At 60.8% G+C, this 25399-nt stretch carries 23 protein-coding genes; 17 read left to right on the top strand and 6 right to left on the bottom strand.

Annotation, left to right across the window (positions count from 1 at the left end; all coding sequences use genetic code 11):
* Position 1: 1 nt before the first annotated feature.
* From QTL96_RS28400 to QTL96_RS28410, 3 genes are read left to right on the top strand one after another with little or no spacing between them, the layout of a single operon-like run.
* Positions 2-3127, top strand: coding sequence for a molybdopterin cofactor-binding domain-containing protein (locus tag QTL96_RS28400; RefSeq protein ID WP_289730072.1), 3126 nt, complete (start codon positions 2-4; stop codon positions 3125-3127).
* Positions 3124-3642 carry a (2Fe-2S)-binding protein gene (locus QTL96_RS28405; protein ID WP_289730073.1) on the top strand — a complete coding sequence of 173 codons (519 nt, stop codon included), beginning with the start codon at positions 3124-3126 and terminating at the stop codon, positions 3640-3642. The genes QTL96_RS28400 and QTL96_RS28405 overlap by 4 nt, the downstream gene beginning before the upstream one ends.
* Complete coding sequence (locus QTL96_RS28410) at positions 3639-5153, top strand: aldehyde dehydrogenase family protein (protein WP_289730074.1); 1515 nt, start codon at positions 3639-3641, stop codon at positions 5151-5153. Before QTL96_RS28405 ends, QTL96_RS28410 begins: the two co-directional genes overlap by 4 nt.
* Positions 5154-5891: 738 nt before the next feature.
* Here QTL96_RS28410 and QTL96_RS28415 read toward each other — a convergent pair.
* Both QTL96_RS28415 and QTL96_RS28420 read right to left on the bottom strand, forming a co-directional pair.
* A complete protein-coding gene (locus tag QTL96_RS28415) occupies positions 5892-6752 on the bottom strand; it encodes a D-amino-acid transaminase (protein WP_289730075.1) in 861 nt (286 codons plus the stop codon).
* A 7-nt stretch (positions 6753-6759) separates the two neighbouring features.
* Positions 6760-7533: a 5-oxoprolinase subunit PxpA gene (locus QTL96_RS28420; protein ID WP_289730076.1), complete on the bottom strand. Its 774-nt coding sequence runs from the start codon at positions 7531-7533 to the stop codon at positions 6760-6762.
* Between the two features lie 248 nt (positions 7534-7781).
* On the opposite strand from QTL96_RS28420, the gene pxpB reads away from it, so the two are divergent.
* From pxpB to QTL96_RS28460, 8 genes are read left to right on the top strand one after another with little or no spacing between them, the layout of a single operon-like run.
* Positions 7782-8525: a 5-oxoprolinase subunit PxpB gene (gene pxpB, locus QTL96_RS28425; RefSeq protein ID WP_289730077.1), complete on the top strand. Its 744-nt coding sequence runs from the start codon at positions 7782-7784 to the stop codon at positions 8523-8525.
* Complete coding sequence (locus QTL96_RS28430) at positions 8522-9493, top strand: biotin-dependent carboxyltransferase family protein (RefSeq protein ID WP_289730078.1); 972 nt, start codon at positions 8522-8524, stop codon at positions 9491-9493. The genes pxpB and QTL96_RS28430 overlap by 4 nt, the downstream gene beginning before the upstream one ends.
* A complete protein-coding gene (locus QTL96_RS28435; RefSeq protein WP_289730079.1) occupies positions 9490-10134 on the top strand; it encodes a GntR family transcriptional regulator in 645 nt (214 codons plus the stop codon). The genes QTL96_RS28430 and QTL96_RS28435 overlap by 4 nt, the downstream gene beginning before the upstream one ends.
* Positions 10131-11078 carry an NAD(P)-dependent oxidoreductase gene (locus tag QTL96_RS28440; RefSeq protein WP_289730080.1) on the top strand — a complete coding sequence of 316 codons (948 nt, stop codon included), beginning with the start codon at positions 10131-10133 and terminating at the stop codon, positions 11076-11078. The genes QTL96_RS28435 and QTL96_RS28440 overlap by 4 nt, the downstream gene beginning before the upstream one ends.
* A complete protein-coding gene (locus QTL96_RS28445; protein WP_289730081.1) occupies positions 11075-12328 on the top strand; it encodes a hydantoinase/carbamoylase family amidase in 1254 nt (417 codons plus the stop codon). The genes QTL96_RS28440 and QTL96_RS28445 overlap by 4 nt, the downstream gene beginning before the upstream one ends.
* Positions 12325-12963 carry a GntR family transcriptional regulator gene (locus QTL96_RS28450; RefSeq protein WP_132669399.1) on the top strand — a complete coding sequence of 213 codons (639 nt, stop codon included), beginning with the start codon at positions 12325-12327 and terminating at the stop codon, positions 12961-12963. The genes QTL96_RS28445 and QTL96_RS28450 overlap by 4 nt, the downstream gene beginning before the upstream one ends.
* A gap of 4 nt (positions 12964-12967) precedes the next feature.
* Positions 12968-14158, top strand: coding sequence for a Xaa-Pro peptidase family protein (locus tag QTL96_RS28455; protein ID WP_289730082.1), 1191 nt, complete (start codon positions 12968-12970; stop codon positions 14156-14158).
* 34 nt (positions 14159-14192) lie between these two features.
* A complete protein-coding gene (locus QTL96_RS28460) occupies positions 14193-14606 on the top strand; it encodes a VOC family protein (protein WP_209193098.1) in 414 nt (137 codons plus the stop codon).
* Between the two features lie 65 nt (positions 14607-14671).
* Here the strand turns inward: QTL96_RS28460 and QTL96_RS28465 are convergent, their stop codons facing one another.
* Positions 14672-15847 (bottom strand): M24 family metallopeptidase, encoded by a 1176-nt coding sequence (locus QTL96_RS28465; protein ID WP_289730083.1) that lies wholly within the window; start codon positions 15845-15847, stop codon positions 14672-14674.
* 289 nt (positions 15848-16136) lie between these two features.
* On the opposite strand from QTL96_RS28465, the gene QTL96_RS28470 reads away from it, so the two are divergent.
* The 6 genes from QTL96_RS28470 (at position 16137) to QTL96_RS28495 (ending at position 21075) form a co-directional block, all read left to right on the top strand.
* Positions 16137-16763 (top strand): urea carboxylase-associated family protein, encoded by a 627-nt coding sequence (locus QTL96_RS28470; RefSeq protein WP_289730084.1) that lies wholly within the window; start codon positions 16137-16139, stop codon positions 16761-16763.
* Positions 16760-17569: an amino acid ABC transporter ATP-binding protein gene (locus QTL96_RS28475; RefSeq protein WP_112820987.1), complete on the top strand. Its 810-nt coding sequence runs from the start codon at positions 16760-16762 to the stop codon at positions 17567-17569. The genes QTL96_RS28470 and QTL96_RS28475 overlap by 4 nt, the downstream gene beginning before the upstream one ends.
* Positions 17569-18225, top strand: a complete 657-nt coding sequence (locus QTL96_RS28480; protein WP_018901756.1) for an amino acid ABC transporter permease — start codon at positions 17569-17571, stop codon at positions 18223-18225. Before QTL96_RS28475 ends, QTL96_RS28480 begins: the two co-directional genes overlap by 1 nt.
* An 8-nt stretch (positions 18226-18233) precedes the next feature.
* Entirely contained in the window at positions 18234-19193 is a 960-nt protein-coding gene (locus tag QTL96_RS28485; protein WP_112820983.1) for an agmatinase, read from the top strand.
* A 59-nt stretch (positions 19194-19252) separates the two neighbouring features.
* Positions 19253-20041, top strand: a complete 789-nt coding sequence (locus QTL96_RS28490; RefSeq protein ID WP_112820981.1) for a transporter substrate-binding domain-containing protein — start codon at positions 19253-19255, stop codon at positions 20039-20041.
* Between the two features lie 89 nt (positions 20042-20130).
* The gene (locus QTL96_RS28495) at positions 20131-21075 is read left to right on the top strand and encodes a glyoxylate/hydroxypyruvate reductase A (RefSeq protein ID WP_289730085.1); all 945 of its coding nucleotides are present in this window, start codon (positions 20131-20133) and stop codon (positions 21073-21075) included.
* A 604-nt stretch (positions 21076-21679) separates the two neighbouring features.
* On the opposite strand, the gene QTL96_RS28500 is transcribed toward QTL96_RS28495, so the two are convergent.
* The 3 genes from QTL96_RS28500 to QTL96_RS28510 all read right to left on the bottom strand — a co-directional run bounded on the left by QTL96_RS28500 (position 21680) and on the right by QTL96_RS28510 (position 25367).
* Positions 21680-22711 carry a porin gene (locus tag QTL96_RS28500; protein WP_289730086.1) on the bottom strand — a complete coding sequence of 344 codons (1032 nt, stop codon included), beginning with the start codon at positions 22709-22711 and terminating at the stop codon, positions 21680-21682.
* Between the two features lie 541 nt (positions 22712-23252).
* The gene (locus tag QTL96_RS28505) at positions 23253-23495 is read right to left on the bottom strand and encodes a hypothetical protein (protein ID WP_289730087.1); all 243 of its coding nucleotides are present in this window, start codon (positions 23493-23495) and stop codon (positions 23253-23255) included.
* 219 nt (positions 23496-23714) lie between these two features.
* Positions 23715-25367, bottom strand: a complete 1653-nt coding sequence (locus QTL96_RS28510) for a GMC family oxidoreductase (protein WP_289730088.1) — start codon at positions 25365-25367, stop codon at positions 23715-23717.
* Between the last annotated feature and the right edge of the window lie 32 nt (positions 25368-25399).

Consider the following 25399-nt stretch of genomic DNA (forward strand, 5'->3'; position numbering starts at 1 on the left):
AGTGCTTCGTCCGACATCCTTGCGGCAATCGCTGCAAATGATGCTGGATCACGAGGGTGCCCGGTTCGTCGCCGGAGGAACCGCCCTGCATCTGGAATGGGCAAAGGGATTACCGAAGCCGCCGACGATGATCAGTCTCGGCGACATTCCGGGCCTCACTGGCATCTCGCTATCCGGCGACATGATCCGCATCGGGGCCCTGACACCCTTGTCGACACTTTGCTCGGATGCCACGATCAATGCCCGCGTGCCCATGCTAGCGGCGGCTGCACGAACGGTTGCCGCACCCGGCGTCCGCAATCTCGGGACGGTCGGCGGCAACATAACCGGCAGAGCAGGATGCCTCCTACCGTCATTGCTTGCACTCGATGCCACCCTCGACGCCTCAAGGATCGGCGGCGGAGCGCACGAAAACCTGTTGCACTGGCTGTCGCTGCCGATACGACAGGACGAGGTTGTGGAAGCCATTTACCTGCCGTCGATGGCACCTGACTGTCGCTGGACGCAGCGCAAGACAGGACTGCGGGCCGCGTTCACGCCGAGCATGATCGGCGTTGCCGGCCTGATTGAGCTTGACGGAGACCACGTGCGCACGGGGCGCTTTGCCGTCGGCGGCGGTATCGTGCCACCGGCACGTTTGCGTCGGGCCGAGATGCTGCTTGCAGGTGCATCTTGGAGCAACATCGATTGGGAGGAGCTCAAAGCCCATCTGTTCGAAGAGGTTTGCGCACCCGACGACGCATTTCGATCCGCACGCTATCGGCGCATGGTTGCTGCAAACGCCTTGACGCAAGGTCTTCGCCCAACCGCGAAAGCGCGGACACCGGTCAACGTCGTGACCGAAGATAAACACATTGCCGACGAGATCCTTCTTAGCCGGGCCGAACAGCCACATCGCTGGCACCAGCGCCCCGACGTTGAATCAAAAACCTCCGGCCAACTGCCATATCTGACGGACAAACGCTCCCCGGATATGCTCGTCGGGCGCATCCTTCGTGCAGGCCTCCCACACGCCCGCATCGTCTCCATCGACACGAGCGCCGCCGAGGCGCTTGATGGCGTCATCGCCGTGGTCACCCATTGCGACATCCAGGGCGAAAACGCCTTCGGTATCGTCGTGCAAGATCAGCCGGCATTTTGCTTCGACAAAGTCCGTCACGCAGGCGATATCGTTGCCGCCGTCGCGGCCCTTGATGCCCAAACGGCCGAGGTGGCTCTGGCTTTGATCAAGGTCGAATACGAGCTGCTTCCCACCGTCAGCGATCCGCAAGCAGCTTTGGCTGAGAACGCACCAGAGGTGCATGCCGCCGGCAACCTGCAGACCATACTGCGTTTTTCCCGTGGGGACATCACAGTTGGCTTCGAGCAGGCCACCCATATCGTTGAGCGCACCTATGTGACGTCGCGCCAGATGCATGGCTTCCTGGAGACCGAAGGGGGCTATGCACAGGTGGAGCCCGATGGGACGCTTTCGGTTTTCGCCGGAGGTCAGCATGGCGCCCGCGACCGACTGCAGTTGTCTCGTATCCTGGCAATGCCGGAAGACAGGATCCGTGTGGTCACGAGCCCGACGGGTGGCGCCTTCGGCGGCAAGGACGAACTGACGGTCCAACCCGCGCTGGCGCTTCTGGCGATGAAGTCGGGCCGTCCCGTGCGTATCCAGCTTTCGCGCGCCGAATCCGTCGTCGCCGGCATAAGACGCCATCCAATGACGATCCGGATGCGGACCGGATGCGACGCCGATGGCCGGCTCCTTGCACAGGATGTGGACGTGCTTGCCGACGCCGGTGCCTACGCCTCGCTCGGCCCCGGTGTGCTCGAAACGGCGCTCGAACATTCGGCTGGTCCCTATGTCGTGGAAAATGTCACGACACGCGGCCGGCTGGCTTACACCAACAACGGTCTATGCGGTGCCTTTCGCGGTTTCGGTGCCAATCAGATGACTTATGCGATCGAATGCCAGATCGATATTCTGGCCGAGCTCTGTGGTCTCACGCCGCCGGAAATCCGCCGGCGAAATCTTCGGCAGCCGGGAACGCCCGGCTATTTCGGCCAGGTGGTTGCACCTTCCGAGCGCCTGGCCGAGATGCTTGAGGCCGCGGCCGCAAGCCCACTCTGGAGCGCAGCGACTGACGATGATGATCCCGACGAAATCCCAGGTGTTGGGATGGCGCTGAACTATCAGGGCAATGGCCTCGGCTCGGTCGTACCAGACCCGGCGGGCGGACGCTTGAGATTGACCGAGAGAGGCACGATCGAAGCAGCCTATGGCCTTGACGAAATGGGGCAGGGGCTGCTGACCTCGATCAAGGCTGCGGTCGCCGCCGAGCTTGGCTGCCACCGCGATGAGGTGAAACCGTTGATTGGCGACACCAAGCTCGCCCCCGATTCAGGCTCTACCACGGCATCGCGCGGCGGCTATGTCGTTTGGCAGGTTGCGCGGGCGGCCGCTAAGCGCCTCGTTCCCGACCTGCTGGCCGCCGCATCCGCCCTCCTTGGACGCCCCGCTGAAAGCCTGAGACTGGGACCTGGCGGTTTCAGCGATGTCAGCGGCAAAAGCGGCGATCTGCTGTTGAGCTACCGGGATCTCTCTCGCGCGCTTGCACCGAATGATTTGCCCGAAGCCACGGTGGCGTTCGACTTCCCGAAGACCGCCTACACCGCCGGAAACGCGCGATACATCTTCGCCTTCGGGGCCTGTCTCGCCCGCGTCGCTGTCAACCGCATCACCGGCGCCGTTCGCGTGCTGGATGTCCACCAGCATACGGCAGCCGGTCCGATTATCGATGTCGCGTCTTATCTTGGCCAGATCGAAGGGGGAGTGGTTCAGGGCTTGGGCTTCACCCTGACAGAAAATGCGATCATCGACGACGGCCGCTACCTCACGACAAATCTCGACACTTATATGTTGCCGGGAATACGTGACACGGCGGCAAGCATGTCGGTTTTTGCGCTTGAGGAGCTAGACGAAGGGGACGAACTCGGGCCGCGCGGCGCTGGCGAATTGGGCATTGGGGCTATTAGCCCAGCGATCGCCAATGCGGTTGCCAACGCCATCGACTTTCTGCCTTTGACGATACCGTTCTCGCCCGAGGCGATCCTCGACGCCATGAGGGGCCGCAAATGAACTTGGCACTCTCCATGCCGGTATCGTTCCGCCTTAACGGACGCGACCAGGTCATCGACGTTGTGCCCGATATGCGGCTTTCGGATATCCTGCGTGAGGAGATCGGGCTGGCAGCCAGCAAGATCGGCTGCGGGATAGGACGCTGCGGCGCCTGCATGCTGCTGATGAACGGACAAGCCGTCAACGGCTGCCTGGTCATGGCGTGGCAGTTGCAAGGCGCCGAAATTACCAGCCCCGAAGGGCTGCATGACCTCGAGACCGCCACCATCGTCATGGCCGCGCTGACCGAAGAAAATGCATTTCAATGCGGCTATTGCGCGCCCGGTTTCGTAATGGCGCTGACCGCACTCTTCATCGCAAACCCGCAGGCGGCAGAGCCGGAGATCTTGACGGCGCTGGAAGGCAATATCTGTCGCTGCACCGGCTACCATTCCATCATACGCGGCGCCCTTAATGCCGCAGACAGACTTCGTGCCGCCCGGTCGGTCGAAGGCATCGGAGATCATCAATCATGACCTTGTCCATTCCCTCCCTCGAACCGTCTACCCACGGTGCTCGAGCGTTCCTCTCCAAACCTCGCAAGGCGCTTTTGATCGACGGCGCATGGGTCAATGCCACGTCCGGCCGGACCTTCCCGACATACGACCCCGCCAACGGCCGCCTGCTGGCGGAACTGGCAGCCGCAAGCGAGGCCGATGTCAATGCCGCCGTTGCCGCCGCCCGGCGCGCTTTTGACAGCGATCCCTGGCGCGGTCTCACCCCATCGGCTCGCGGTAAATTGCTGTGGCGGATCGCCGATCTCATCGATGCGCATGTCGACGAACTTGCCGAACTGGAAACGCTTGATCAGGGCAAGTCTTTGAAAACGGGCCGCTTCGGTGAAATCCCGGCATCGGCCGAACAGTTCCGCTATTTTGCCGGATTTGCGACCAAGATCCTGGGCGAAACCATCCCGACATCGATAGGGTACCAACCTGCCGGTAAAAAGATATTCGCCTATACGACGCGTGAGCCCATTGGTGTAGTCGCGGCGATAACGCCATGGAATTCGCCGATGCTGATGGTAGCGATGAAGCTTGCCCCGGCGCTGGCGGCCGGGTGCACAGTTGTTCTCAAGCCGGCCGAGGAGACGTCGTTGACGGCCCTCCGGCTCGGTGAATTGATGATAGAAGCCGGATTGCCAGCGGGCGTTGTCAACATCGTGACCGGCCTTGGCGAGACAGCGGGTGCGGCGCTTACAGGTCATCCTGACGTCGACAAGGTGGCCTTCACCGGCTCCACCGAGGTCGGCAAGCTCATCGTCGGCGCGGCGCGGGGCAATCTCAAGAAGCTGACACTCGAGCTTGGCGGGAAGTCGCCGGCGATCGTCATGCATGATGCGGATATGGACCTTGCCATACCCGGCATCGCGCGAGGCATCTTTGCCAATGCCGGTCAGGTTTGCGTCGCCGGCTCTAGGGTTTATGCAAATCGCTCCGTCTATGAACGCCTGGTGGAAGGGCTTGCGCGTGAGGCCGACAAGTTGAGGCTTGGGCACGGCCTCGATCCGCAGACCGATCTGGGCCCGCTGGTCAACCGCAAGCAGGCCGATCGTGTTGCAGGCTTCATCAGCGAGGCGGCGACCGACGGCGTGGAGATTGTCGCCGGTGGCGCGCAGGCGGGCGAGGAGCAGACCTTCTATCGGCCGACCGTCGTAACAGGTGTGCGCCAGGATATGCGTATGATGCAGGAGGAAATCTTCGGGCCGGTGGTCGCTGTCACGCCGTTCGACGATGTCGATGAGGCGATCAGCTACGCCAACAATTCGCCCTATGGGCTTGCCGCCAGCGTCTGGACAGCGGACCTCAGCGCCGCGCATCGGCTATCCGCTCGCGTTCGTTCCGGTACGGTATGGATCAACTGCCATTCTTACTTCTCGCCGGAACTTCCCAAGGGCGGACACAAGCAATCGGGCTGGGGCTATGAGAATGGTGCTCCAGGCCTGAAAAATTACCTGGAACTCAAAACTGTCTGCGCGGTAATTTAGCGCCCATCAGCATCGGAACGCGAGGAAGGTCATCAACTTCGGGCTGACGCATCGGTCGCGTTTTGGGAGCTGACCGTATTATCGCTGAATTGTTGGGTATCCCGGTTTCGCAACTGGCTGTCGAGCGCGGTCGGGCATCCCCAACTGTTCGACCGGGTGGTCTGCCCGATCGGCTAGACAGACGTAGAGGACAAACGCCCGGCCGTCCTCGCGACGCTCGCCGCCGCCAAGACCGCCAACTTCGAGTTTCCGCAGACCTTCGGCCGACAGAAGCGTCTACAGATACTTCACTGAGCCGGGATAGCGCAGCAGCAGACCCCCGTGCTTGTCCGAGATCAACGCATTCGCATTGTCGGGCATGCCGCGTCGTTCGAGGTAGTCGGGTGAATCAAAGACCATCCGCTGGCAATGGGGGATGCGCGCATGTGAGGGCCTGTTGGCGTGGGTGGCGGATACTGCCGATCAAGTGTTTGAGGCTGCAACTCAGATCGTGCCTCCCAGTTCATGACAAATAGGTTGGCCAAAGGTCCGAACCCCATCAAGAACAAAAGGTATATGAAAGTGCGCGATTTGCTTACTGATCGCACGATATCTGAATTGTGTTTGATGTTGTGGCTCACCAGTAATTTGATGACGAGCGAGGGCTTGGCTGAAGCCGGTATTGCGTTGGGCAATCGGCTGGGTGAACCCACCGCACCGAAATAGGTGTTGTCGCCCGCAACGGGCGACAACGATAAGTCAGATGGCGTTCGCCAGCTTGCTTTCGATGTAGAGCTGGCGAAGCTTCAGCGTTTCAGGTCCCGGCTTGCCATCGCCGACCGGCTGCCCGTCGATCTTGGTGACCGGCAGAACGAAGTTGGTGGCCGAGGTGATGAAGGCCTCGGCGGCATTCTTCGCTTCTTCGGGCGTGAAGGCGCGTTCCTCCACGGCAAGGCCAGCATTGCGGCCGATGTCGAGAACGCTGAGGCGGGTAATGCCATGCAGGATCGCGTTGGACAGGCCGCGCGTGATAAGCTTCCCATCCTTGCTGATGATGTGCGCGGTCGCCGAGCTCGCCTCCGTGACGAAGCCGTCCTCAACCAGCCAGGCATCGTCAGCACCCACGGATGCGGCCTGCATCTTTGCCATTGAGGGATAGAGCAGCTGAACAGTCTTGATGTCGCGGCGTGCCCAGCGCTGATCGGGAACCAGCGCCACGGAAATTCCGGTCTTCACTTTCGGGTTGTCGAGCACGGCCTTAGCCTGGGTGAACAGGACCAAAGTTGGCGTCGCGTCCGTCGGGAAGGCAAAGTCTCGGTCGGCCGCGCCACGGGAAATCTGCAGATAGATAAGCCCTTCCTGAAGATTGTTCTTCAGGACGATCTCGCGGTGAACGGCCAGCAGTTCCTTTTCCGTCAGCGGGCAGGCGATGCCGAGTTCGGCCGTGGAGCGCTGAAGGCGCGCCGAATGGCCGGCATATTCAAGCAGCTTGCCGCCGACAACGCCGGTGACTTCGTAGATCGCGTCGGCAAACAGGAAGCCGCGGTCGAAAACGGAGACTTTTGCGTCAGCTTCGGCGAGCCAGCTGCCATTCAGATATACGGTACGGGTCAAGATCATTCCTCGTTCAGATTTCAGGCTTGGAAAAGGGGGCTATGTCGATTCCGGCGGCGATGAGTTTGTCACGCAACGCACGCGCCGTCGCCGCAGCGCCCGGCGTGTCGCCATGAATGCAGACCGTAGCGGCGTCAACGTCAAGGCTTTTGCCACCGACCGTCGGGATCTTGTTGTTGCAGACCATCGAGAGCACCTGATCGACGCTCTGCTCGACATCATGAATGACGGCACCGTCCATCTGCCGTGGCGCCAGCATACCATTTTCGAGATAGCGACGATCGGCATAGACCTCGCAGGCGACGCTGAGGCCGGCGGCCTCGGCGGCCCGCATGGTCTGCGAATAGGGGAGTGTGATGAAGACGAGGTTCGGATCGACGGCGCGAATGGCGCGCACGCAAACTGCCGCCAGTTCCGCATCCTCGGCCGCCATGTTGCCAAGTGAGCCATGCGTCTTCACATGGGTGATCGGCCAGCCGAGCGCCGACGCCATGCCCTGGATCGCGGCGATCTGATAGATGATCTGCGCCTCGATATCCTCGGGCCGCTCGCCCGAAATTCTGCGCCGGCCGAAACCGTAGAGGTCCATGAAGGACGGGTGGGCACCGACGGCGACGCCATGCGTCTTGGCGCTCTGGATCGTGTCACGCATGACCGCGGGATCGCCAGCGTGGAAGCCGCAGGCCACGTTCGCCGTGGTGATGATCTCCATCATGGCCGCATCGTCGCCGATCTTGTAGGCCCCGAAGCTCTCGCCCATGTCGCAGTTCAAATCTACTGATACCATGGCTGAACTCCTTGTTTGCGAGGGCGCCGCCGGTCATTTGTCAATTGTTGCGGGGCGTAGGATAATGCTTGACATACAGTTGGTGTACTGAAATGACAAGGGCATTGTCGATTGAGAATCTCGCTTGTCGAGACGTGTTTGATGGTGATGGTGGAAATATCTCTCGCTTTCCGTTTGCGCTCGGCACTGAAGCCTCTGGAGCGGCATTCTAATGCGCCCGCGCCCTTCTTACAGGTAAAGTCGCGCCCATGGCCATGATGCAGTCGGTCCATCCCAACTATCCGCGCATTATCGCGTGCGGCGACAGTGCGCTCGTGGTCGAATTCTCCGACCAGATTGATGAGGAGACGAATGAGCGTGTCATCGCCTTGGCGGACATGCTGGCGACGCGGCCGATAACAGGCGTCATCGAAACCGTTCCGACTTATCGTTCGCTCCTCGTCGCTTATGATCCCATCATCATACGTGGGAAGATCCTTTCCTCTTCGATAGCGACATTGCTTGGTCAGCTGTCACTGGGCAGCGCAACCGCACGCCGGATCACCGTACCCGTTCTTTATGGCGAGAAGGTCGGGATCGATCTCGATGAACTCGCGGATATGAAGCAGATGTCGCGTGAGGAGCTGATCGCGTTGCATGCGTCTGCAGACTATCGCGTCTACATGATCGGCTTCGCACCGGGCTTTTCCTATCTCGGCGGCCTGCCGCAGCAATTGCATACACCGCGCCTGGCTGTTCCGCGCCAGCGGATCGAGGCGAGCGCGATCGGCATTGGCGGCAAGCAGGCCAGCATCAACTCCGTTCCCGGCCCAAGCGGATGGCGTTTCATCGGCCGCACGCCGCTTAAGCTGTTCGATCCATCGCGGCCCCAGCCATTCCTGTTGCGCGCCGGTGATCGCGTGCGCTTTCGTCCTGTTGATGCTGACGAGGCAGAAAGCCTCGATGCTGCGGTCAGCCGCGGCGAGGCGGTGGAGGAGTGGGTGGCACCATGACCATACTTCATATCAAGCAGGCCGGGCCCATGCTGACGGTCCAGGATCTCGGCCGTGCCGGGCTTATGCATCTGGGCGTCTCCGGCGCCGGTGCCATGGACCGGATGTCGATGCTGATCGGCAACCGGCTCGTCGGCAACGCGGATAGTGACGCGGCGCTGGAATTCGCCCATGTCGGCGGGGCGTTCGTGGCCGAAAGGCCGGTGCGTTTCGCGGTGACCGGTGGCGCCGTCGATATTACCGTCGATGGTGAGATCAGGCATGGTTGGGAAAGCAATTGGCTTATGCCGGGCGAGGTGCTGAAGATCGGTGCGCTGCGGCAGGCCGTTTGGGGTTATCTCGCCATCTCGGGCGGCATCGATACGCCGAAGGTTTTGGAGGCCCGCTCGACGCATCTTCGCTCCGGTCTCGGCGGTATTGAGGGACGGCGTCTTGCGATTGGCGATGCGCTGCCGCTTGGCGAGACCAACAAGTCGCCAATCCTTGCATTGCGCAAGCCCTTCTCGCGATCGAACGGTCCGGTGCGCGTCGTTCCAGGGCCGCAGGCGGATCATTTCGACGTCACCGCCTGGAAGAATTTCCTGCAGCACCCCTTTAGTGTCACTCCAAGCCGGGACCGGATGGCGCAGGTTCTCGATGGCCCCGCCATCCGTGCCTTCGCCGGTCACGATATCGTCTCGGACGGGACGGTGGCGGGCTCGATCCAGGTGCCGTCGTCCGGGCGGCCGATCGTGCTGATGGCGGAGCGCCAGACCACGGGCGGCTACCCGAAGATCGCGACCGTTGCCTCGGTCGATCTGCCGAGATTGGCGCAGACACCGACCGGCAGCACCATTCGCTTCAAATCCATATCTCAGGAAGAGGCAGAAGATCTGCTGATTGCGCGCAATGCCGCGCTCGCGGATATCCTTGCGTCTCTCGAAGAAAAACCAGAGGACGCGGCAAAGGTGGAGGACCGACAGATATGAGCGAACCGCTTGCCAAGCAGGCCTATGCGAAAATCATCGAGATGATCCTCGCAGGCGGGTTGAAGCCAGGAGACGTATTGCAGGAGGCGAAGCTCGGCGAGGAACTTGCCATGTCGCGCACGCCGGTTCGCGAAGCGATCAAGCGCATCGAGGCCGAAGGACTTGCCGTCCAGGAGGGGCGCTTTCTCAAGGTTCGCACGCTGACATCAGGCGAGGTGAACGAGATCTTCTTTCTCAGAAGTGTCATCGAAGGCTATTGCGCCCGCCATGCGACAACGGTCGCTCCCGCTATCCTCGACGGTCTCGAGAGGCGCGTGACCGCCCTGATGACCGAAGGGCCGGGCGAGGAAGACGAACAGCGCCGGGTCGATGACGATTTCCATCTGACGCTGGCGCGTTCCACGTCCAATCAGATGGTGGTGCGCACCATCAGCGATCTCAGGCGCCGGACCTGCATGTTCGATCACAGCCTCGTTCCCGCACGCTATCTGAAGGGTTGCGAGGAGCATCTCGAGATCATCGCGGCGCTGCGCGCCAAGAATGGAGAGCAGGCTGGAAAGCTGATGAGCCGACATGTCCTCAATGCCCGAGACGCCATTATCGGCCGACTTGAAATCAACGAGCGGAGAGCAGTGCGATGAAGTGCCTGATCGTTCAGCCCATTCACAAGGATGGCCTTGATCTGCTGCAGCAGGCCGGCGTGGAACCCGTCCTGTGCCCATCGCCGGATGCTGCGACCGTATCGACGATGATCATGGGTTGCGACGCCGCCATCACCCGCGATGCGGGCCTCTCGGCTGCGCCCATTCTAGCAAGCGATCGCCTGAAGGTTGTTGTCGTTCACGGCGCGGGTCACGATGCCGTCGACAAGCGCGCTGCGCATCAAAAGGGCGTGCTGGTCTGCAACACACCCGGCGCGAACGCGCAATCGGTCTCGGAACTCGCCTTGGGGCTCACGCTCGCGGCGGCCCGGCTTGTTCCAGCCGCAGATCGTGCGGTTCGCTGCGGCGAGCGCGGCTTTCGCGAAGCCCATACGTTTCATGAGTTGTCCGGCAAGACTGCGCTCGTCGTCGGCTGGGGCGCGACGGGCGCCGGATTAGGGCGGATGCTTCACGCAGCGCTCGGCATGCGGGTTCTCATATTTTCGCCGAGAAGCTCGGATACCGGTTCGTTCCAGCGGGTGAGTACGCTTGCCGAGGGCCTCGCACAGGCCGATGTCGTCTCTCTCCACACCCCCATGCGTGATGAGACGCGCGGGATGATCGGTTCCCGTGCTTTCGCGGTCATGAAGCCGGGCACGATTCTCGTCAACACCGCGCGCGCAGGTCTGATTGAAGAACCGGCGCTTGCCGAGGCACTTGCCGGCGGGATTGTCGCCGCGGCAGCACTGGACGTCCATTCGCCAGAAGCACCGAATGGCCCGCTAGGCGCGTCCGAGCGCGTTATCTTCACCCCGCATCTCGGCGGCACGACGCCAGAGGCGTTGCAGCGGGTCGCAGTCGGCGCCGCGCGCAATGTGCTCCTGGCGCTCTCCGGCGAGAGGCCGGCCACGACCATTGAATTTCTGCCGGAGGTAGCCGCGTGAGCGCAATCATCAGGGACACGATCGATCGCTTGCTCGATCGCATCAACGCCATTTCCGATCCCGGCCCGGGCTTTACCCGCCCATCCTACAGCCCGCTCGAAAGCCGCGCGCATGATGTGGTGGCCGAGGAAGTAGAGCGCCTGGGAATGGCAGTGACGCGGGACGCCGCGCTCAATCTCTTCGCGCGCCTGCCGGGACGTGATCGCGATGCGCCGCCGATCTATGTCGGCTCGCACGTGGATACGGTTGCCATGGGAGGCGCCTATGACGGCGCAGCCGGTGTCGCTGGCGCCGTTGCCCTTGCGGCGGCTTTCGTGGACAGCGGACAGGCGCCGCCGGTCGATCTTGTGGTCATCATCACGCGCGCTGAAGAGAGCGTGTGGTTTCCCGTGTCCTACGCCGGCTCACGGGCAGCGCTCGGGCGCTTGACTGCGCCAGAACTGCAAGCGAAGCGGGCCGACAATGGCCGCACTCTCAGCGACCACATCCGCGCGGAAGGTGGGGATCCCGATGCCATATTGAGCGGCCCGGGCCTTTCGCCGGCACGCTTCATCGAGCTGCATATCGAGCAGGGGCCTGTGCTGGACGATGCGAAGGAAGCGTTTGGCATCGTCGATGGCGTACGCGGCGGTTTGCGATATCGTGAGGCGCGCATTGACGGAACATGGGCGCATTCGGGTGGAGCGCCGCGTGCGGCGCGCTCGGACGCGGTTTTCGCGCTCGCCGATCTGATCGTTGCCATGGATAAGCACTGGGGTGACATCCTCGATGGTGGCGACGATCTCGCCGTCACCTTCGGTCGGGTCGATGCAGCAAGCTCGGAACACGCTTTCGCCAAAGTGCCAGGCCGGGTCGATTTCTGCGTTGATCTGCGTAGCGACGATGTCGCGGTTCTCGAACGCGCCGATGCACTGCTGCAGGCCGAGGCGGCATCGATCGCCGCGTCGCGTGGCGTGCGCTTCGACTTTGGGCAACAGTCACGGAGCCAGCCGACGCGCTTGTCGGCTGATCTCGGCAACATGATTGCCGATGCGGCGCAACGGCTCGGCCATTGCCCGCGCCGGATGCTGTCGGGAGGCGGCCATGATGCGGCAGCCTTCGCGCAGGCGGGCTGGGATTCCGTCATGGTGTTTCTGCGCAACTGGAACGGCAGCCACAATCCCGATGAAGCCATGGACAATGCGGATTTGGCTGCGGCAGTCGAAACCTTGTACGCCGCGATTGCCGGCGAGACGGGCGGTTCACGATGAGTGAAAAGGAAAACCTGACACAACAGGTCTATCGCGATCTGAAGCAGCGTATCCTGGAAGGGCAGTTTTCCTCCGGCGATATGCTGACGGAACGTTCGCTCGCGCAGGACTCCGGTATTTCACGCACGCCGCTGCGCGCGGCGATCTCCCGCCTGGAGAAAGAGGACGTGATATCGAGGCTGCCGAACGGCGCGCTCATGGTGCGCCAGGTGACAGTGGAGCAGCTGCTGGAGATTGTCCAGCTCAGGCGCTTGCTTGAAGGAGCAGCAGCCGAGACAGCGGCCACGCGACCGCTCACGCCCGATCTCATCCAGTCGCGCGAACGCATGCATGCCTACGCCAATGGCGGCGATATCGCCTTCGATCACTTCTGGCTCGACGATGATGCATTTCACAATGCTGTCGCCTATGCCGCCGAGCTTCCTCTGCTCGCCGCCATGCTGACCGAGATGCGCGGCATCGCCCGCCGCTGCACGATCACTCGCACCCACGACCGCTTCGACCAGCAGGCGCTAGAGCACATCGCAGTCATCGATGCGATCGAAGCCGGGGACGGCGTCGCTGCAAGACTGGCGATGGAGGCCCACTTCAACAGCGTACGCACCCGTTTCCTGGGCTGGCTGGCGCGGAGCTGAGGCAATGAACATGCAATCCAAGATACCCAATGACAGCCTGAACGCTCTTCGCGGAAGCGAGGCTTCGTTTTCGCATGACGAATTCGCCCAACGTCAGGCGCGGGCAGTGTCGGTTCTGGCAGCCAGCGGCCACGAGGCGCTCGTCGTCACTGGGCCTGAGACGATCTATTGGATGACAGGACGCCAGACTGCCGGATACTTCGCGTTTCAGGCGCTGATCCTGACGGCATCGGGCGAGCTCACGTTGCTGGTGCGGCAGCTGGAACTCTACGGCACCGTAGCCAATACTTGGCTTTCCGACATCGTCGTCTACCAGGATGGTGAGAGCCCTGTCTCGGCGCTGGTGGAACTGTTGCGAGACCGCAAGATCACGCGACCGGCGATCGAACTCGGTGGTTGGTTCCTGCCGCCTAGGCTCGCAGATGAGATCGCCAGGGAGCTTGGACAGGAGCGTCTTACAGATGGCTCGGATATCCTGCCCCCACTGCGCATGGTCAAATCCGCCGACGAACTCGCCGCGATCCGCGCTGCCGCGCGTTATGCTGAAGCCGGCATGATCGCGGCCATCGACGCCTGCCGGGGGGGCAGCAACGAAAACGACATAGCAGCCGCCATGCTGCAGGCTGCAACGCAGGCTGGTTCAGAAGCCATGGCCATGGAGCCGCTCGTCTCGTCGGGACCGCGCAGCGGCCTGCCGCACATGACCTGGCGCCGGCGCCGGCTGGAGGCGGGCGATCCCGTGTTCCTCGAACTCGCAGGCAGCCATGCCCGTTATCATTCGGCGCTCATGCGCAGCGTCTGGATCGGCGTGCCGCCTGGTGACGCACAGAGGATGATGGATTGCTCGCTGCTCGCCCTTGATGCCGCGCTAGCGGCGATCCGTCCGGGCGCACCGTGTTCGGCGCCGCATGAGGCCGCACAGAGCATCATCGACGAGGCCGGCTACACCGCCGCGTTTCGCAAGCGTATCGGCTACTCGATGGGCGTCGCCTTCGCGCCCGATTGGGGCGAGGGTAGTATCCTCAGCCTTTTTACCGGCGTCTCGCGTGTGATCGAGCCCGGCATGGTGTTCCACCTGCCTGCCACGCTTCGCAGCTACGGCCATTGGACGGTCGGTGCGTCGGAGACGGTGATTGTCACCGACCAAGGCGCCGAGCCGCTATCGAGCCTGCCCAGAACCCTCACCATTCGCTGATCAAGATCATTTCGCCATCACAAAGGAGACCACCGTGCGATCACTCTTCCATCTCGCCTACCACGTCACCGATCTCGACGCGTCAAGGCGCTTCTACGGCGACGTCCTCGGTTGCGCCGAAGGCCGTTCGACCGATACCTGGGTCGATTTCGATTTTTTCGGTCACCAGATCTCACTGCACCTCGGCAAGCCGTTCGAAGTGACGCGCACCGGCAAGGTCGGCGACCACATGGTGATGATGCCGCATCTCGGCGTTGTGCTGCCGCTTGAAGATTGGTTCGCGCTCGCCGAGCGTCTGCAGAAGGGCGGTATTGCCTTCGACATTCCACCGGTGATCCGCTTCGAGGGCGAGCCGGGCGAGCAGCGGACCATGTTCTTCTTCGATCCGAGCGGCAACCCGATCGAGGTCAAAGGCTTCAAGGACTTCGACAGCGTTTTCGCACACTAAGCAAAAAGGACCGGGCGATTATCTCGCCCGGTCCTTCTTTATTCAGGTGGCGGTTGACGCTCAGCCTAGAAGACGCTCGGCGACTTCGTCAGCAGCTCGTTGCCATCCTTGCCGATGATGATGATGTCTTCGAAGAAGGCCGCGCCGACGCCGTCGAGCGATAGGAACGCCTCGACGCCGAATACCATGTTCTCTTCCACGACATCTTCGGGCATCGACATGGTCGTCGAGATACGCGGCAGCTCGAAGCCGAGACCGATGCCGTGGCCATAGAAGGGGAAGTTCTTCATGATCGGCGAGATCGAGCCGCCGAATGCCGCCGTCATACGATCACCTTCGGCCGCGACGTCAAGTAGCTTCGTGCCGGGTCTCAGCATATCCGACAAGCTGTGCACGATGTTGCCGGCGGCTTCGATCAGGCGCAGCTGTTCGCTGTTGGCTTTGCCCCGCACAGCCGTACGGCCGGGATCGAGATAATATCCCTGAAACAGCGGGCCATGAAGCGTGCCGGTGACGATATCGCCGACATCCGGCACATCGGCGCTGTAGCCCGTGAGCGGGAAGCGCTGGTCGAAGCCAAGCGTGTCTCCATGGTTGGTGCCGATCATCTGGATGCGGCCACCACGTCGCACCACCTCGCGGGCGGCTTCGCCAGCCGCTTCGCGCTCCGACATGCCGCAGATCAGGCTTTCCATCAGGATCGTCATTCCCGCCGTCGCGGTCTCGCCCGCGACGCGATAACAGTCGAGTTCGCGCTTACTCTTGATCCGCCGAACGGATCTGACAAGGTCGTCGGCAGGGACCCATTCAATATCGGGCGCAATGGCTTCCAGCTCGCGGTAGTATTTTACCGGGATCAGGTTTGTGCCAACAAGCGCGACGGGGCCTTTCACACCGCGTTCGACGAGCGAGCGGGCAACGCTTTCGAAGGGATGGTTGCTGCTCAGCACGTCATCTACCGACACCAGATCGCGACGAACTTCCGGCTCGTCGATATGTAGCTGTGGGGAAAGTCCTTCCTGTAAGATGATGCCCGCGAAGGATCGCGCAGTCCAGATCAATGAGTCCATGCCGCTGCTGATGGCGTAGTGGTTGGAGAGGTAGAGGATGTCACCGCAATTGTCGGTCGTTCCGCCGCCCCGTCCGAAGACGACTGTCGTGGCAAAGCCACGCCGCTTCATCTCCTTTTGAACGCGGTTCCAGCGCGCCTCGTATTCGTCCAGCGGAAAATAGCGCTCCATCATGTCACTCCGTATGCACTCATGCGTTAAGGCTTTAATTTTCGGTACACCACGAGTATCCGAACGTCAATTGAGCCTTTTAGCCTTCTGCTGATTAACGCGCCAACCGGCAGAATGTGCTCACACGATAAGCATCACGTGTCTAAATTATATACAAGGAGGCGATTATATAGGCTGTAATTTATTGAAATTGCTACTTGAACTCCACTGGTATACTGAATAGGGTTGCTAGGACTTGATCGATCGGACCATCCCAGCACCGATCGCATCGAAGAAAGACGAGTTTGAAATGAGCCTAGACGCAGACATCGTGCCCGCCTCCAAAGGGCGCTCCTTCAAGATGAAGGCAGGGCAATTCGCCCTCGTTATGAACACCCACGGCAACCAGGTCGTCGATGCCTGGGCACTGGCCGACAGCGATCACTTCGAGACGTCTTCGCTAGATCACACGCGTTCGATGAACAGCAATATCTTCTTCACCGAGGGTATGGCGCTGACGAGCTCCCGACGCCGTCCGATGCTGACGATGGTTGCTGACAGCGCCAAGGTGAGGCATGACACATTGCTCTGCCCCTGCAATCGCGAGCTCTATCAGCAGCTCGGATGCCAGGAATATCACCGCAGCTGCACCGACAATTTCCACGAGGCGCTCTCCGACGTGGGTATCGAAATGCCCTTCACGCCAGCCTCGCTGAACCTCTTCATGAATGTGCCCGTTACGTCAGATGGCACCGTCGATCGCGTCCCGCCGGATACCGCTGCCGGCGACTACGTCGTCATGCGCGCCGAGATGGATCTGATCTTCGTCCTCTCCGCCTGTCCGCAAGACATCACGCCGATCAACGGCGCCGCACGCACGCCGCGCGACGTGGCGGTGAACATTCTCGATGCCTATCCGTCGGAGGTGCCAGCATGAGCGAACCACTTCTAAAACTCCGCGAGATCCGCAAGAGCTTCGGTGACAACGAAGTGCTGAAAGGCGTTTCACTGGACGTCAAGGCAGGCGAGGTGGTTTCCATTATCGGCGCCAGCGGCTCGGGCAAAAGCACCTTCCTGCGTTCGATCAACGCGCTCGAAATGCCGCAGTCGGGCTTCATGGACTTCGAAGGCCTGTCTTTCGATTTCCGTCCGGCCTCGCGTCTCTTTCCGACAGCGTCGCAGCTGCAGTCCTTGCGTGCGCGCGTCGGCATGGTGTTCCAGAGCTACAATCTCTGGCCGCACATGACAGTGCTTGAAAACGTCACGCATGCGCCGATCCGCCTCTTGAAGCTGCAGCGCGCGCAGGCGATCGAGGAGGCCGAGGCACTCCTGTCACGGATCGGCCTGTTCGAAAAACGCCACAGCTATCCATCGCGCCTGTCGGGCGGCCAGCAGCAGCGCGTGGCGATCGCCCGTGCGCTTGCCATGAAACCGCGCCTGATGCTGTTCGACGAAGTCACCTCGGCGCTCGATCCGGAGCTTGTCCATGAGGTTCTGGTACTGATGGCATCGTTGGCGTCCGAGGGCATGACCATGCTGCTCGTTACACACGAGATCGCGTTTGCGCGCGACGTCTCCTCGCGCGTCTTGTTCTTCGACAAGGGCGTAATCGCCGAAGAGGGACCGCCGGATATTCTGAGGCATCCCGAAAGCGATCGGCTGAAGCAGTTCCTTCATCGCATCCTGCATGACGACGTTGGTCATTCCTTCTCGAACGATCAAGGTCAGGGAGCGCAGGCGTGATGAGCGGTTTTATCGAAGAAGTTCAGCTTTATGGTCCAGGCTTTCTCGAAGCCGCCTGGACGGTATTCGGCCTGACGATCCTGACGATTGTCGTCAGCTGGGCATGCGGCCTTCTGGCAGCGCTGGCGCAGCGTTCCAAATGGAAATCCGCGCGCGTGGCGGCGGGCTTTTATATTTGGTTCATTCGCGGCACGCCGACGCTGATCCAGGTGTTCATCATCTATTTCGGCCTGCCGCAGATCGGCATCCGGCTTTCGCCGTTTACAGCCGGCGTCATCGCGCTCGGCATCAACAGCGGCGCCTATGTCGCCGAAATCATCCGCGGGGGCCTGAACGCCATCCCGCGCGGCCAGAACGAATCCGCGCTGGCGCTTGGCTTCAGCCCGAGCGAGACCATGCGCACGATCATCCTGCCGCAGGTCTTCCGCATCGTCCTGCCTGCCGTGACCAACGAGGCGATCTCGACGCTGAAGAACACCTCGCTTCTCTCGACCATCACCGTCGTCGAACTAACGCTCTATGCACAGACGCTGATCGCGGCGACCTTCCGTCCCTTCGAATTCTACATCGCCGTGGCGGTCATCTATCTCGTCCTGACCACGATCCTCACATTCGTCGCCTCCTGGCTTGAGCGACGCTACGCCAACCTGGGTTGAGGCCAGCCATGAGTGTGCTTCCGATCGACTCGCTTGAAACACCAAGATTCTGCGGCGTTCCGACCTTCATGCGCCTGCCGCAGGCGACGACGCTGAGCGGGCTGGACGCAGCCGTGATCGGGCTCCCCTCCGATTCCGGCGGTCCGTACCGCACCGGTGCGCGTTTTGCTCCGAACGCGGTGCGGGCTATGTCGGTGATGCTGCGTCCGATCAGTCCCTATCGCGGCAACATCAACGTCTTCGAAGCACTTGCCGTGGCTGACGTTGGCGACGCCAACGTCGTGCCGGGATACGAGATCGAATCCCTTGAGCGCATCGAGGAATCTGTCGCGGCATTGGTCAATGCCGGCATCGTCCCCTTCGCGATCGGCGGCGATCACTCGATCACGCTTGCCGAAATCAGGGCGCTGGCCAAGGTTCATGGCCCTATCGCGCTTATTCATTTCGATTCCCACACGGATACCTGGGACAAGTATTTCGCCGGAAAGAAGTACAGCGCTGGAACGCCGTTCCGCCGCGGCGCTGAGGAAGCCATCATCGATCCCGCGCACTCGATCCAGATCGGTATGCGCGGCTCGCTGTTCCAGAAGGACGATATCAGCCAGTCTATCGATCTCGGCTATGACGTGCTCACGACCGACGATGCACTCGACCTCGGCCATCATGGTCTCGCCCAGCGGATCGCCGATCGCGTCGGCGGGCGCCCGGCCTTCATTTCCTTCGACATGGACTTCATCGATCCGTCTGCGGCACCTGCGGTCCAGACCCCCGAGGCGGGCGGACCGACGGCGCGTGAGACGCTTCAGATTCTGCGCGCCCTTCACGACATCAACCTCGTCGGCTGCGACGTCGTCGAGGCCAATCCGCTCTACGACGGGCCAGGACAGATCACCGCCTTGATGGCCGCCACCGTGGTGGCGGAACTTTTGGCTTTGCTTGCTTCCCAACGCGCCAAGGCGAAGGGCTGACGAAAACCGGCGTGCGATGCCGAGTGAATGCACTGAACCAACATAAAGGGAACTGAACCATGAAATTGAAGTCTCTCATCATGACCGCCGCCGCCCTTGCAGGCATGGCTGTCGGCTCTCTCGCCCATGCCGCCGACCTCGAGCTCCTTCAGCCGGGCAAGCTGATGGTCGCCACCGAAGGCACCTACGCGCCGTTCAGCATGCGCGCGCCTGATGGCAAGCTCGACGGTCTCGAAATCCGCGTCATGACCGAAGTCGCAAAGCGCCTCAACCTCGAATACACGCCTGTCCTGATCAAGTGGGACTCGCTGCTCGTCGGTCTTCAGGCCGACCAGTACGACGTCATCAGCGCCGCCATGGACATCACCGAAGCGCGCCAGCAGCAGGTCACCTTCTCGAACGGCTGGCTGGAATCCGGTGGCCGCATTGTCGTAGCCAATGATTCCGCGATCAAGAGCGCTGGTGATCTCAAGGGCAAGACGGTCGGTGCTCTCGTCGCATCGAGCTGGACAAAGATCGCCGAAGAGAAGGGCGCGACCGCCAAGGGCTACAAGGCCGAATCCGATGCCATGCAAGACCTTGTCAATGGCAATGTCGACGCTGTCATCACCGATGCGATCGCCGCTGCCTACGCCATAAAGTCCGCGAAGATGCCGCTGACCATGACTGACGATTATGTCAGCCATGTCCAGAAGGGCTTTGCCTTCAAGAAGGGCAAGCCGCACCTGGTCGAGGCAGTCAACAAGGCACTGGCCGACATGGTTGCCGACGGCACCTACGCCAAGCTGACGACCGATCTGGTCGGCTTCGATCCGACGCCAAAGGACCCGATCAAGACCATTCAGTAATGATCGCATGGCCGGGCACCGAAAGTGCCCGGTCTTTTTTTCCTGATGTTGCTCGGCGTTCATGACGGGCAACCAAACAGAGCATGTCGATGTCGTCTCTCATCGCGCTTGTCACGCGCTTATCCGAAGCCGCCGAAAACAACTGGCTCACGGCCCTCAGCGCGGCTATGCCGCGTGAAACCATCCGGTCCATTCGTGCGCTATCGACCGAAGAGCTCGATCTCGTCGATATCGCCATCGTCGCCAATCCCGATCCCGTTGATCTCGAGCGACTGCCGAACCTGAAATGGGTGCACAGCCTCTGGGCCGGTGTCGAGCGGCTGGTTTTGGAACTCAAAGGCTTCTCGCACCCGATCGTGCGTCTCGTCGACCCGGATCTTGCGCGGACCATGGCTGAGGCGGTGCTCGCCTGGACGCTCTATCTCTCCCGCGACATGCCCGCTTATGGCATGCAGCAACGCCAAAGCCTTTGGCGGCAGCTCCCTTACCGGTCGGCACCCGATACCCGGGTCGGGCTGTTGGGCCTCGGCGCTCTTGGTTGCGCTGCCGCCCGGCAGTTGCAGCTGGCGGGCTTTGTGGTCAGTGGTTGGAGCCGCACCGAAAAGCAGATCGACGGTGTCGAAACGTATTTCGGCCGCGCTGGTCTAGATGCCATGCTTAAAACTTCGGACATCGTGGTTTGCCTGCTGCCGCTAACCGCTGAAACGACCGGTCTCCTTGGCGCAAGCGAATTTGCTCTTCTGCCCGCGAATGCTGGCTTTATAAATTTTGGGCGTGGCCGCATCGTGAAAACGGGCGATCTCGTCGCTGCGCTTGATGCAGGTGTTGTCCAGCACGCAGTGCTTGATGTCTTCGAAACCGAACCGCTCGATGAACAGAGCCCACTATGGCAGCATCCCGGCGTAACTGTGCTGCCGCACATCTCGGCGCCCACGAACCCGCCGACCGCAGCAAAGATCGTTGCCGACAGAGTCTGTGCATTCCGTGCGAACGGCATTCAGCCTGCGGGCATAGACTTCAATCGAGGTTACTAGGGCCCCTCTCTACCGTTTTGAACTGCTTTAAACCGGTAGGGATTGTCAACAGCCCGAAGCGCCCCAGCCGAAAGTCAGTGAAACATCGGGAGCTGTCTCAGCGAAATCTTTCGTTGGATCGTTTGATTGGATTCGCAGACCAATACAACGATAGCAACCAGGCGCGTCTAGAGGGCATTTAGTTTCAAAGAAGAGCCAGGCTCTGCGTCTGCGTCGCTAGGGTGAGAAAGTTCCAAAATTGCCAGTATGACGTTTCTCAGTGGTTAGACAATTCATCGAGGGGCCGCCGCTTAAAATCCTTCCAAGAGCCAAGCGCAGAAACGTATGTTGACTGATCTCTTAAGCAGCATCTTTGCGCGCGTCGTCGTCGTGACTGGCACGGCCCGCGATGGCAGGTGGTGGTCGGCGATCCGGCCACGCTATCGCCCGGACCCAACTGATGCGAGAGGTCATGTAATGCTAGTGACCTTTGAAGGCTGCACTCCGAACCGTCGGCTGAACAGGCTGGGTCGCGTGACTGCTTTTCAAGGTCATTAGTTGGTGGCTATAAACTTGCCACGAGAGGGACCGCACTGAATACCTCAGCGCGGTCTCGGCCTTTCCATCAAAATGCGCGCTGAAGCCGGAAGAAGCCCGTTGTCACGTCGCTGCCCTGATCTTGGTTGAGGTAGTTCACTGTTGCCTTGGCATATAGATTCTCTACGAGTTCATAGTCGAGCGTGACGCCAACCTTCCACGCATCGTTGTTGTCGTTGAAATCACTACCGATGATGCCGTAGTGGCCGTAGTACTGGAACCCTGGGGTGATCTTTACCTTGTCGGTCGCGGCAATGGCGTATTGAACTGCAGCGATCCATTCGGCAGTCTGGTAGTACGAATTCGGAGCGCTGGAGTAAATCCCGGCGAGGCCGAGGGTTCCTGGGCCGATGGCTACGTTCCCCATCGCGCGGATTGCGCCTTCTTCGTTGTCGGTGTCGTAGCCACCCGTGATTTGGTAGCTCAGTGCACCGACCTTGCCGCCAACACCGAACGCAATGCCGACGTTGTTAGAACCCTCGCCCGCGCTGTAATATCCATCTTCGAGTTCGTCGACACTGACCCCGATGTAGAAGTTGCTGGACTCGTACTGGTAGCGAATTGAATTATGAAGAGTGACCTTGCTCTTGATATCGTCGGTATCGCCAGAGAGGTCATCGTCCCACCAACTATAGAACAAGCCGGCGCGCAGACCCGCGATGTCGATGTAGGCAGAGTCGAGCTTTGCGATCTGTCCAGAAGCGTTGTCTGCATTAGTCTGGAAAACCAACACGCCAGTCAGCGCCCCGGACTCCGTGTCGCTTTTTGCAGTGACCTGGAGCTGCCCACGAGTGAAAACGTCCCAGTCCGAGGTGCCTGAAGTCGAAGCGTTCGCGGTCGCCGCGTTGGGCCCGGCATTGGCCTGAAAACGAATATAGCCATTAATCTTAAGGCAGGTCTCGGTGCCAGGAATGTAGAAATACCCGCTGCCGTAAGCATCGCAGACCCGGACGTACTCAACAGTTTCGGGTTCAGCAGCGACGATCGCGTCCGCGGCCTGTGCACTTGAAAAAGCGGCCGATGCTGCGGTCGAACAAATAAGAACTGTCGTGATTTTCATGGTCGGTTCAAACTTTCGAATGGGCACAGGGGATCATTGCAGAGATCGAATCCGTTATTCCGGTGCCGTTGGATTTATGTTGAAGGCGTGCGCTCAAGCGCGCCGGCTAGATCTTCAGTACAGAGATCTCGTCAGCTGCTGATGATGACGTGAGACATAAGTGGATTTCCCCCTAATCCTTTGAGACTTCCAATTGCAACATCGGTAATCGCGGCGTCGTCGTGCTCACGTGAGCATCATTACCTGCCGGACATCCCCAGTTCCTCAACATGACTAGCTGCGGTTCGGCAGAATTCGCAAATATGAAATCGCGCGAATTAATAAATTTCAATTATAGAAACTAAGTCCGCTTCAGGCCGCAGTCAGCGCGGGGAAATTGGCATCCAGCAGCGGCCTTGCTTCTACCTCGCTGATCCTAGCAGGCAGCAGATCGGGATTGACGATCCAGACAGATCGCCCTTCCCATTCGAGGTCGGCATTGGCGTAGACACTGCTCTTCCGTGATCCATTAGGCCCAGCAACGATCAGGAGGACCGGCTGCTCAAGCTTCTATGGGGGCACGATCAACGACGCCGGTCACAGCCTTGTTCTCTCGGCGTGCCTTGGCGACGTTCTTGCTAAAACCATAGTACAGATCCTGCCCGAGGGTCTTGCTCTGCGCGTCAATAGTACGCACGACCAGGAACTGCCCGCTGTTTGCATCGTGAACACGTTTCTGAGTAACAGCCGCGCCGCGCAGATCAGCCTTCGGTCCGCTAGACTTTTTGACGACGACTTTAGCCATGTCTGATCCAACCTTTAAGGGAATATGGCAAGCGTCGTGCTGCGCAAAAAGGCCAAACATTTCATTTCATCGACCGCAAGTCGCGAGAATGGAGACTTTCTTTGAGCGTTATCCGAACTCTTGGACAGGGACAGCATGACGCTTTAGTTGATCTAGCGGCTTGCAAATCGGGTGAAGCGTGCAAGACAAGGCGAAATACTTTAGGCGGACCTCTTTCATTCAACGTTGCATGTAGCCTGTCGCCAGCTTGCGGCAGGCGCGCAGGGTGAGGGCCATGACTGTGAGAGTCGTGCCGGTGGTTCCACCGCCGGCGAACGAGCTTGCGTCGGTGACCAGCAAGTTGGGCACATCCCAACTCTGGTTCCAGGAGTTGAGGACGGAGTTTTCCCTGGATGCGCCCATGCGTGCGCCACCGCTTTCGTGGATGGCGGCACCCATGCACATTGTTTTCTTGAACCATTTGCGGAAAAGGAATCGGCTGAGCGCGCTTGCTTCCGGGAAGGCGCCGCGGCCCATTTCCTTGAGGCCAAGAGGCGAGCCGATGAAGTCGAGCTTGCCGCCAGCGCCCTCGACCATGTCGATCAGGGTGTTTTCCTGTTTGTGAATAAGCGCGGTTTCCGTCTCGTGCATGACGCAGCGGATGTGCGGGACCGGAATGCCCCAGGCATCCTTGCGCCGCGCATCCAGCGTGATGCGGTTGTCGGCGTACGGTAGCATCATGCCGAAGCCGAAGAAGGCCAGGCTCGCGGCGTCATTCTCTCCCACCGGCGCGCGCCCGACGCTGCCTTGGTAGGCGAAATCGCCGCGCTGCGGCTTGTCTTCGACGTTTTCGAAGCGCGGCACGAAGATCCCACCCGATGGATTGTAGAAGGGGTCCTGCGGTGCGGAATCGTCGTGCGACCAGCCTTTGGCCGGCGGGAAGGTGCCGAAGGCAAGGCAGGGCAGTTGGTCCATGAAATAGCGGCCAAGCGTGCCCGAGCTGTTTCCGAGCCCATTCGGATGCTTCTTCGACGATGAATTGAGCAGCAGACGCACGCTTTCGATCGGAGAGGCGCAGAGGATGACGTTTTCGGCACGGATCGTCTGGACGCTGCCCGACGCCTTATCGGTGAACTCCGCGCCTGTCGCACGACCGGTTTCGGCATGCGTGGTGATACGACGCACGATGGCATTATGCTTGATGGTGAGCTTTCCGCTCGCCAGCGCCTCGCGCAGGGGACGCGGCACACGCTCGGGATCCGGCGCGATATAGCGCCAGGACACGACGTGACGCTCTGGCGCCTGGCCTTCGACGGTCTTCTTGAAGAGCTGTTCGGCCGGCGTAAGCTTGGCGGGATGCGCGTAGACGCCGTCGGGCATCGCCGCGACGTGGTCTTCATTGCCGTAGAGGCCGAGATGGGTCTCGGCTTCCGCGTAATAGGGCGCAAGCTCGTCGTAAGAGACCGGCCAGTCGACGCCAGCGCCGGTGCGGCTTTTGATCTTGAAGTCGTCGTCGCTCCAGCGGTTCAGCACGCGGCCGAAGCTGTGAAGACGGCCGCCGGCCTGGCGCCCGCGAATCCAGAGGAAGGGCTCGCCGCGCGGTGTGGTGTACGGGTTCTTGCGGTCGTTGACGAAGAAGCGGCTGAAGCGCTCGGTGAAGAAGGCGGCGCGAGCCTGGACCGGCTGGCCTTTGATAGTTGCGCGGGCGCGCTCCCAGATGTTGATGGCGCTTGCCGGCGGCTTCTTCTTCGACGGATTGAAATCGTTCTTGCCGATCTCGGGGCCGGCCTCGAGCAGAATAACGGAAAGGCCGTTCGCCGTCAGTTCTTTGGCGGCAAAGGACCCGGCTGCGCCGGAGCCGATCACCAACGCGTCATACACTTTCTCAGACATGTCGTTCAAAACCTGACTTCATCAATGAAATG

The sequence above is a fragment of the Rhizobium sp. S163 genome (genome assembly GCF_030380805.1).
Taxonomy (GTDB): domain Bacteria; phylum Pseudomonadota; class Alphaproteobacteria; order Rhizobiales; family Rhizobiaceae; genus Rhizobium.

Excerpts from the sequence above, each read along its gene's own strand:
- QTL96_RS28495 (WP_289730085.1), top strand. The coding sequence starts at position 20,131 with ATGTCGTCTCTCATCGCGCTTGTCACGCGCTTATCCGAAGCCGCCGAA.
- QTL96_RS28475 (WP_112820987.1), top strand. The coding sequence starts at position 16,760 with ATGAGCGAACCACTTCTAAAACTCCGCGAGATCCGCAAGAGCTTCGGT.
- QTL96_RS28465 (WP_289730083.1), bottom strand. The coding sequence starts at position 15,847 with ATGGAGCGCTATTTTCCGCTGGACGAATACGAGGCGCGCTGGAACCGC.
- QTL96_RS28505 (WP_289730087.1), bottom strand. The coding sequence starts at position 23,495 with ATGGCTAAAGTCGTCGTCAAAAAGTCTAGCGGACCGAAGGCTGATCTG.
- QTL96_RS28510 (WP_289730088.1), bottom strand. The coding sequence starts at position 25,367 with ATGTCTGAGAAAGTGTATGACGCGTTGGTGATCGGCTCCGGCGCAGCC.
- QTL96_RS28480 (WP_018901756.1), top strand. The coding sequence starts at position 17,569 with ATGAGCGGTTTTATCGAAGAAGTTCAGCTTTATGGTCCAGGCTTTCTC.
- QTL96_RS28455 (WP_289730082.1), top strand. The coding sequence starts at position 12,968 with ATGAACATGCAATCCAAGATACCCAATGACAGCCTGAACGCTCTTCGC.
- QTL96_RS28430 (WP_289730078.1), top strand. The coding sequence starts at position 8,522 with ATGACCATACTTCATATCAAGCAGGCCGGGCCCATGCTGACGGTCCAG.
- QTL96_RS28490 (WP_112820981.1), top strand. The coding sequence starts at position 19,253 with ATGAAATTGAAGTCTCTCATCATGACCGCCGCCGCCCTTGCAGGCATG.
- QTL96_RS28415 (WP_289730075.1), bottom strand. The coding sequence starts at position 6,752 with ATGATCTTGACCCGTACCGTATATCTGAATGGCAGCTGGCTCGCCGAA.
- pxpB (WP_289730077.1), top strand. The coding sequence starts at position 7,782 with ATGGCCATGATGCAGTCGGTCCATCCCAACTATCCGCGCATTATCGCG.
- QTL96_RS28440 (WP_289730080.1), top strand. The coding sequence starts at position 10,131 with ATGAAGTGCCTGATCGTTCAGCCCATTCACAAGGATGGCCTTGATCTG.
- QTL96_RS28420 (WP_289730076.1), bottom strand. The coding sequence starts at position 7,533 with ATGGTATCAGTAGATTTGAACTGCGACATGGGCGAGAGCTTCGGGGCC.
- QTL96_RS28470 (WP_289730084.1), top strand. The coding sequence starts at position 16,137 with ATGAGCCTAGACGCAGACATCGTGCCCGCCTCCAAAGGGCGCTCCTTC.
- QTL96_RS28485 (WP_112820983.1), top strand. The coding sequence starts at position 18,234 with ATGAGTGTGCTTCCGATCGACTCGCTTGAAACACCAAGATTCTGCGGC.
- QTL96_RS28410 (WP_289730074.1), top strand. The coding sequence starts at position 3,639 with ATGACCTTGTCCATTCCCTCCCTCGAACCGTCTACCCACGGTGCTCGA.
- QTL96_RS28405 (WP_289730073.1), top strand. The coding sequence starts at position 3,124 with ATGAACTTGGCACTCTCCATGCCGGTATCGTTCCGCCTTAACGGACGC.
- QTL96_RS28500 (WP_289730086.1), bottom strand. The coding sequence starts at position 22,711 with ATGAAAATCACGACAGTTCTTATTTGTTCGACCGCAGCATCGGCCGCT.
- QTL96_RS28450 (WP_132669399.1), top strand. The coding sequence starts at position 12,325 with ATGAGTGAAAAGGAAAACCTGACACAACAGGTCTATCGCGATCTGAAG.
- QTL96_RS28435 (WP_289730079.1), top strand. The coding sequence starts at position 9,490 with ATGAGCGAACCGCTTGCCAAGCAGGCCTATGCGAAAATCATCGAGATG.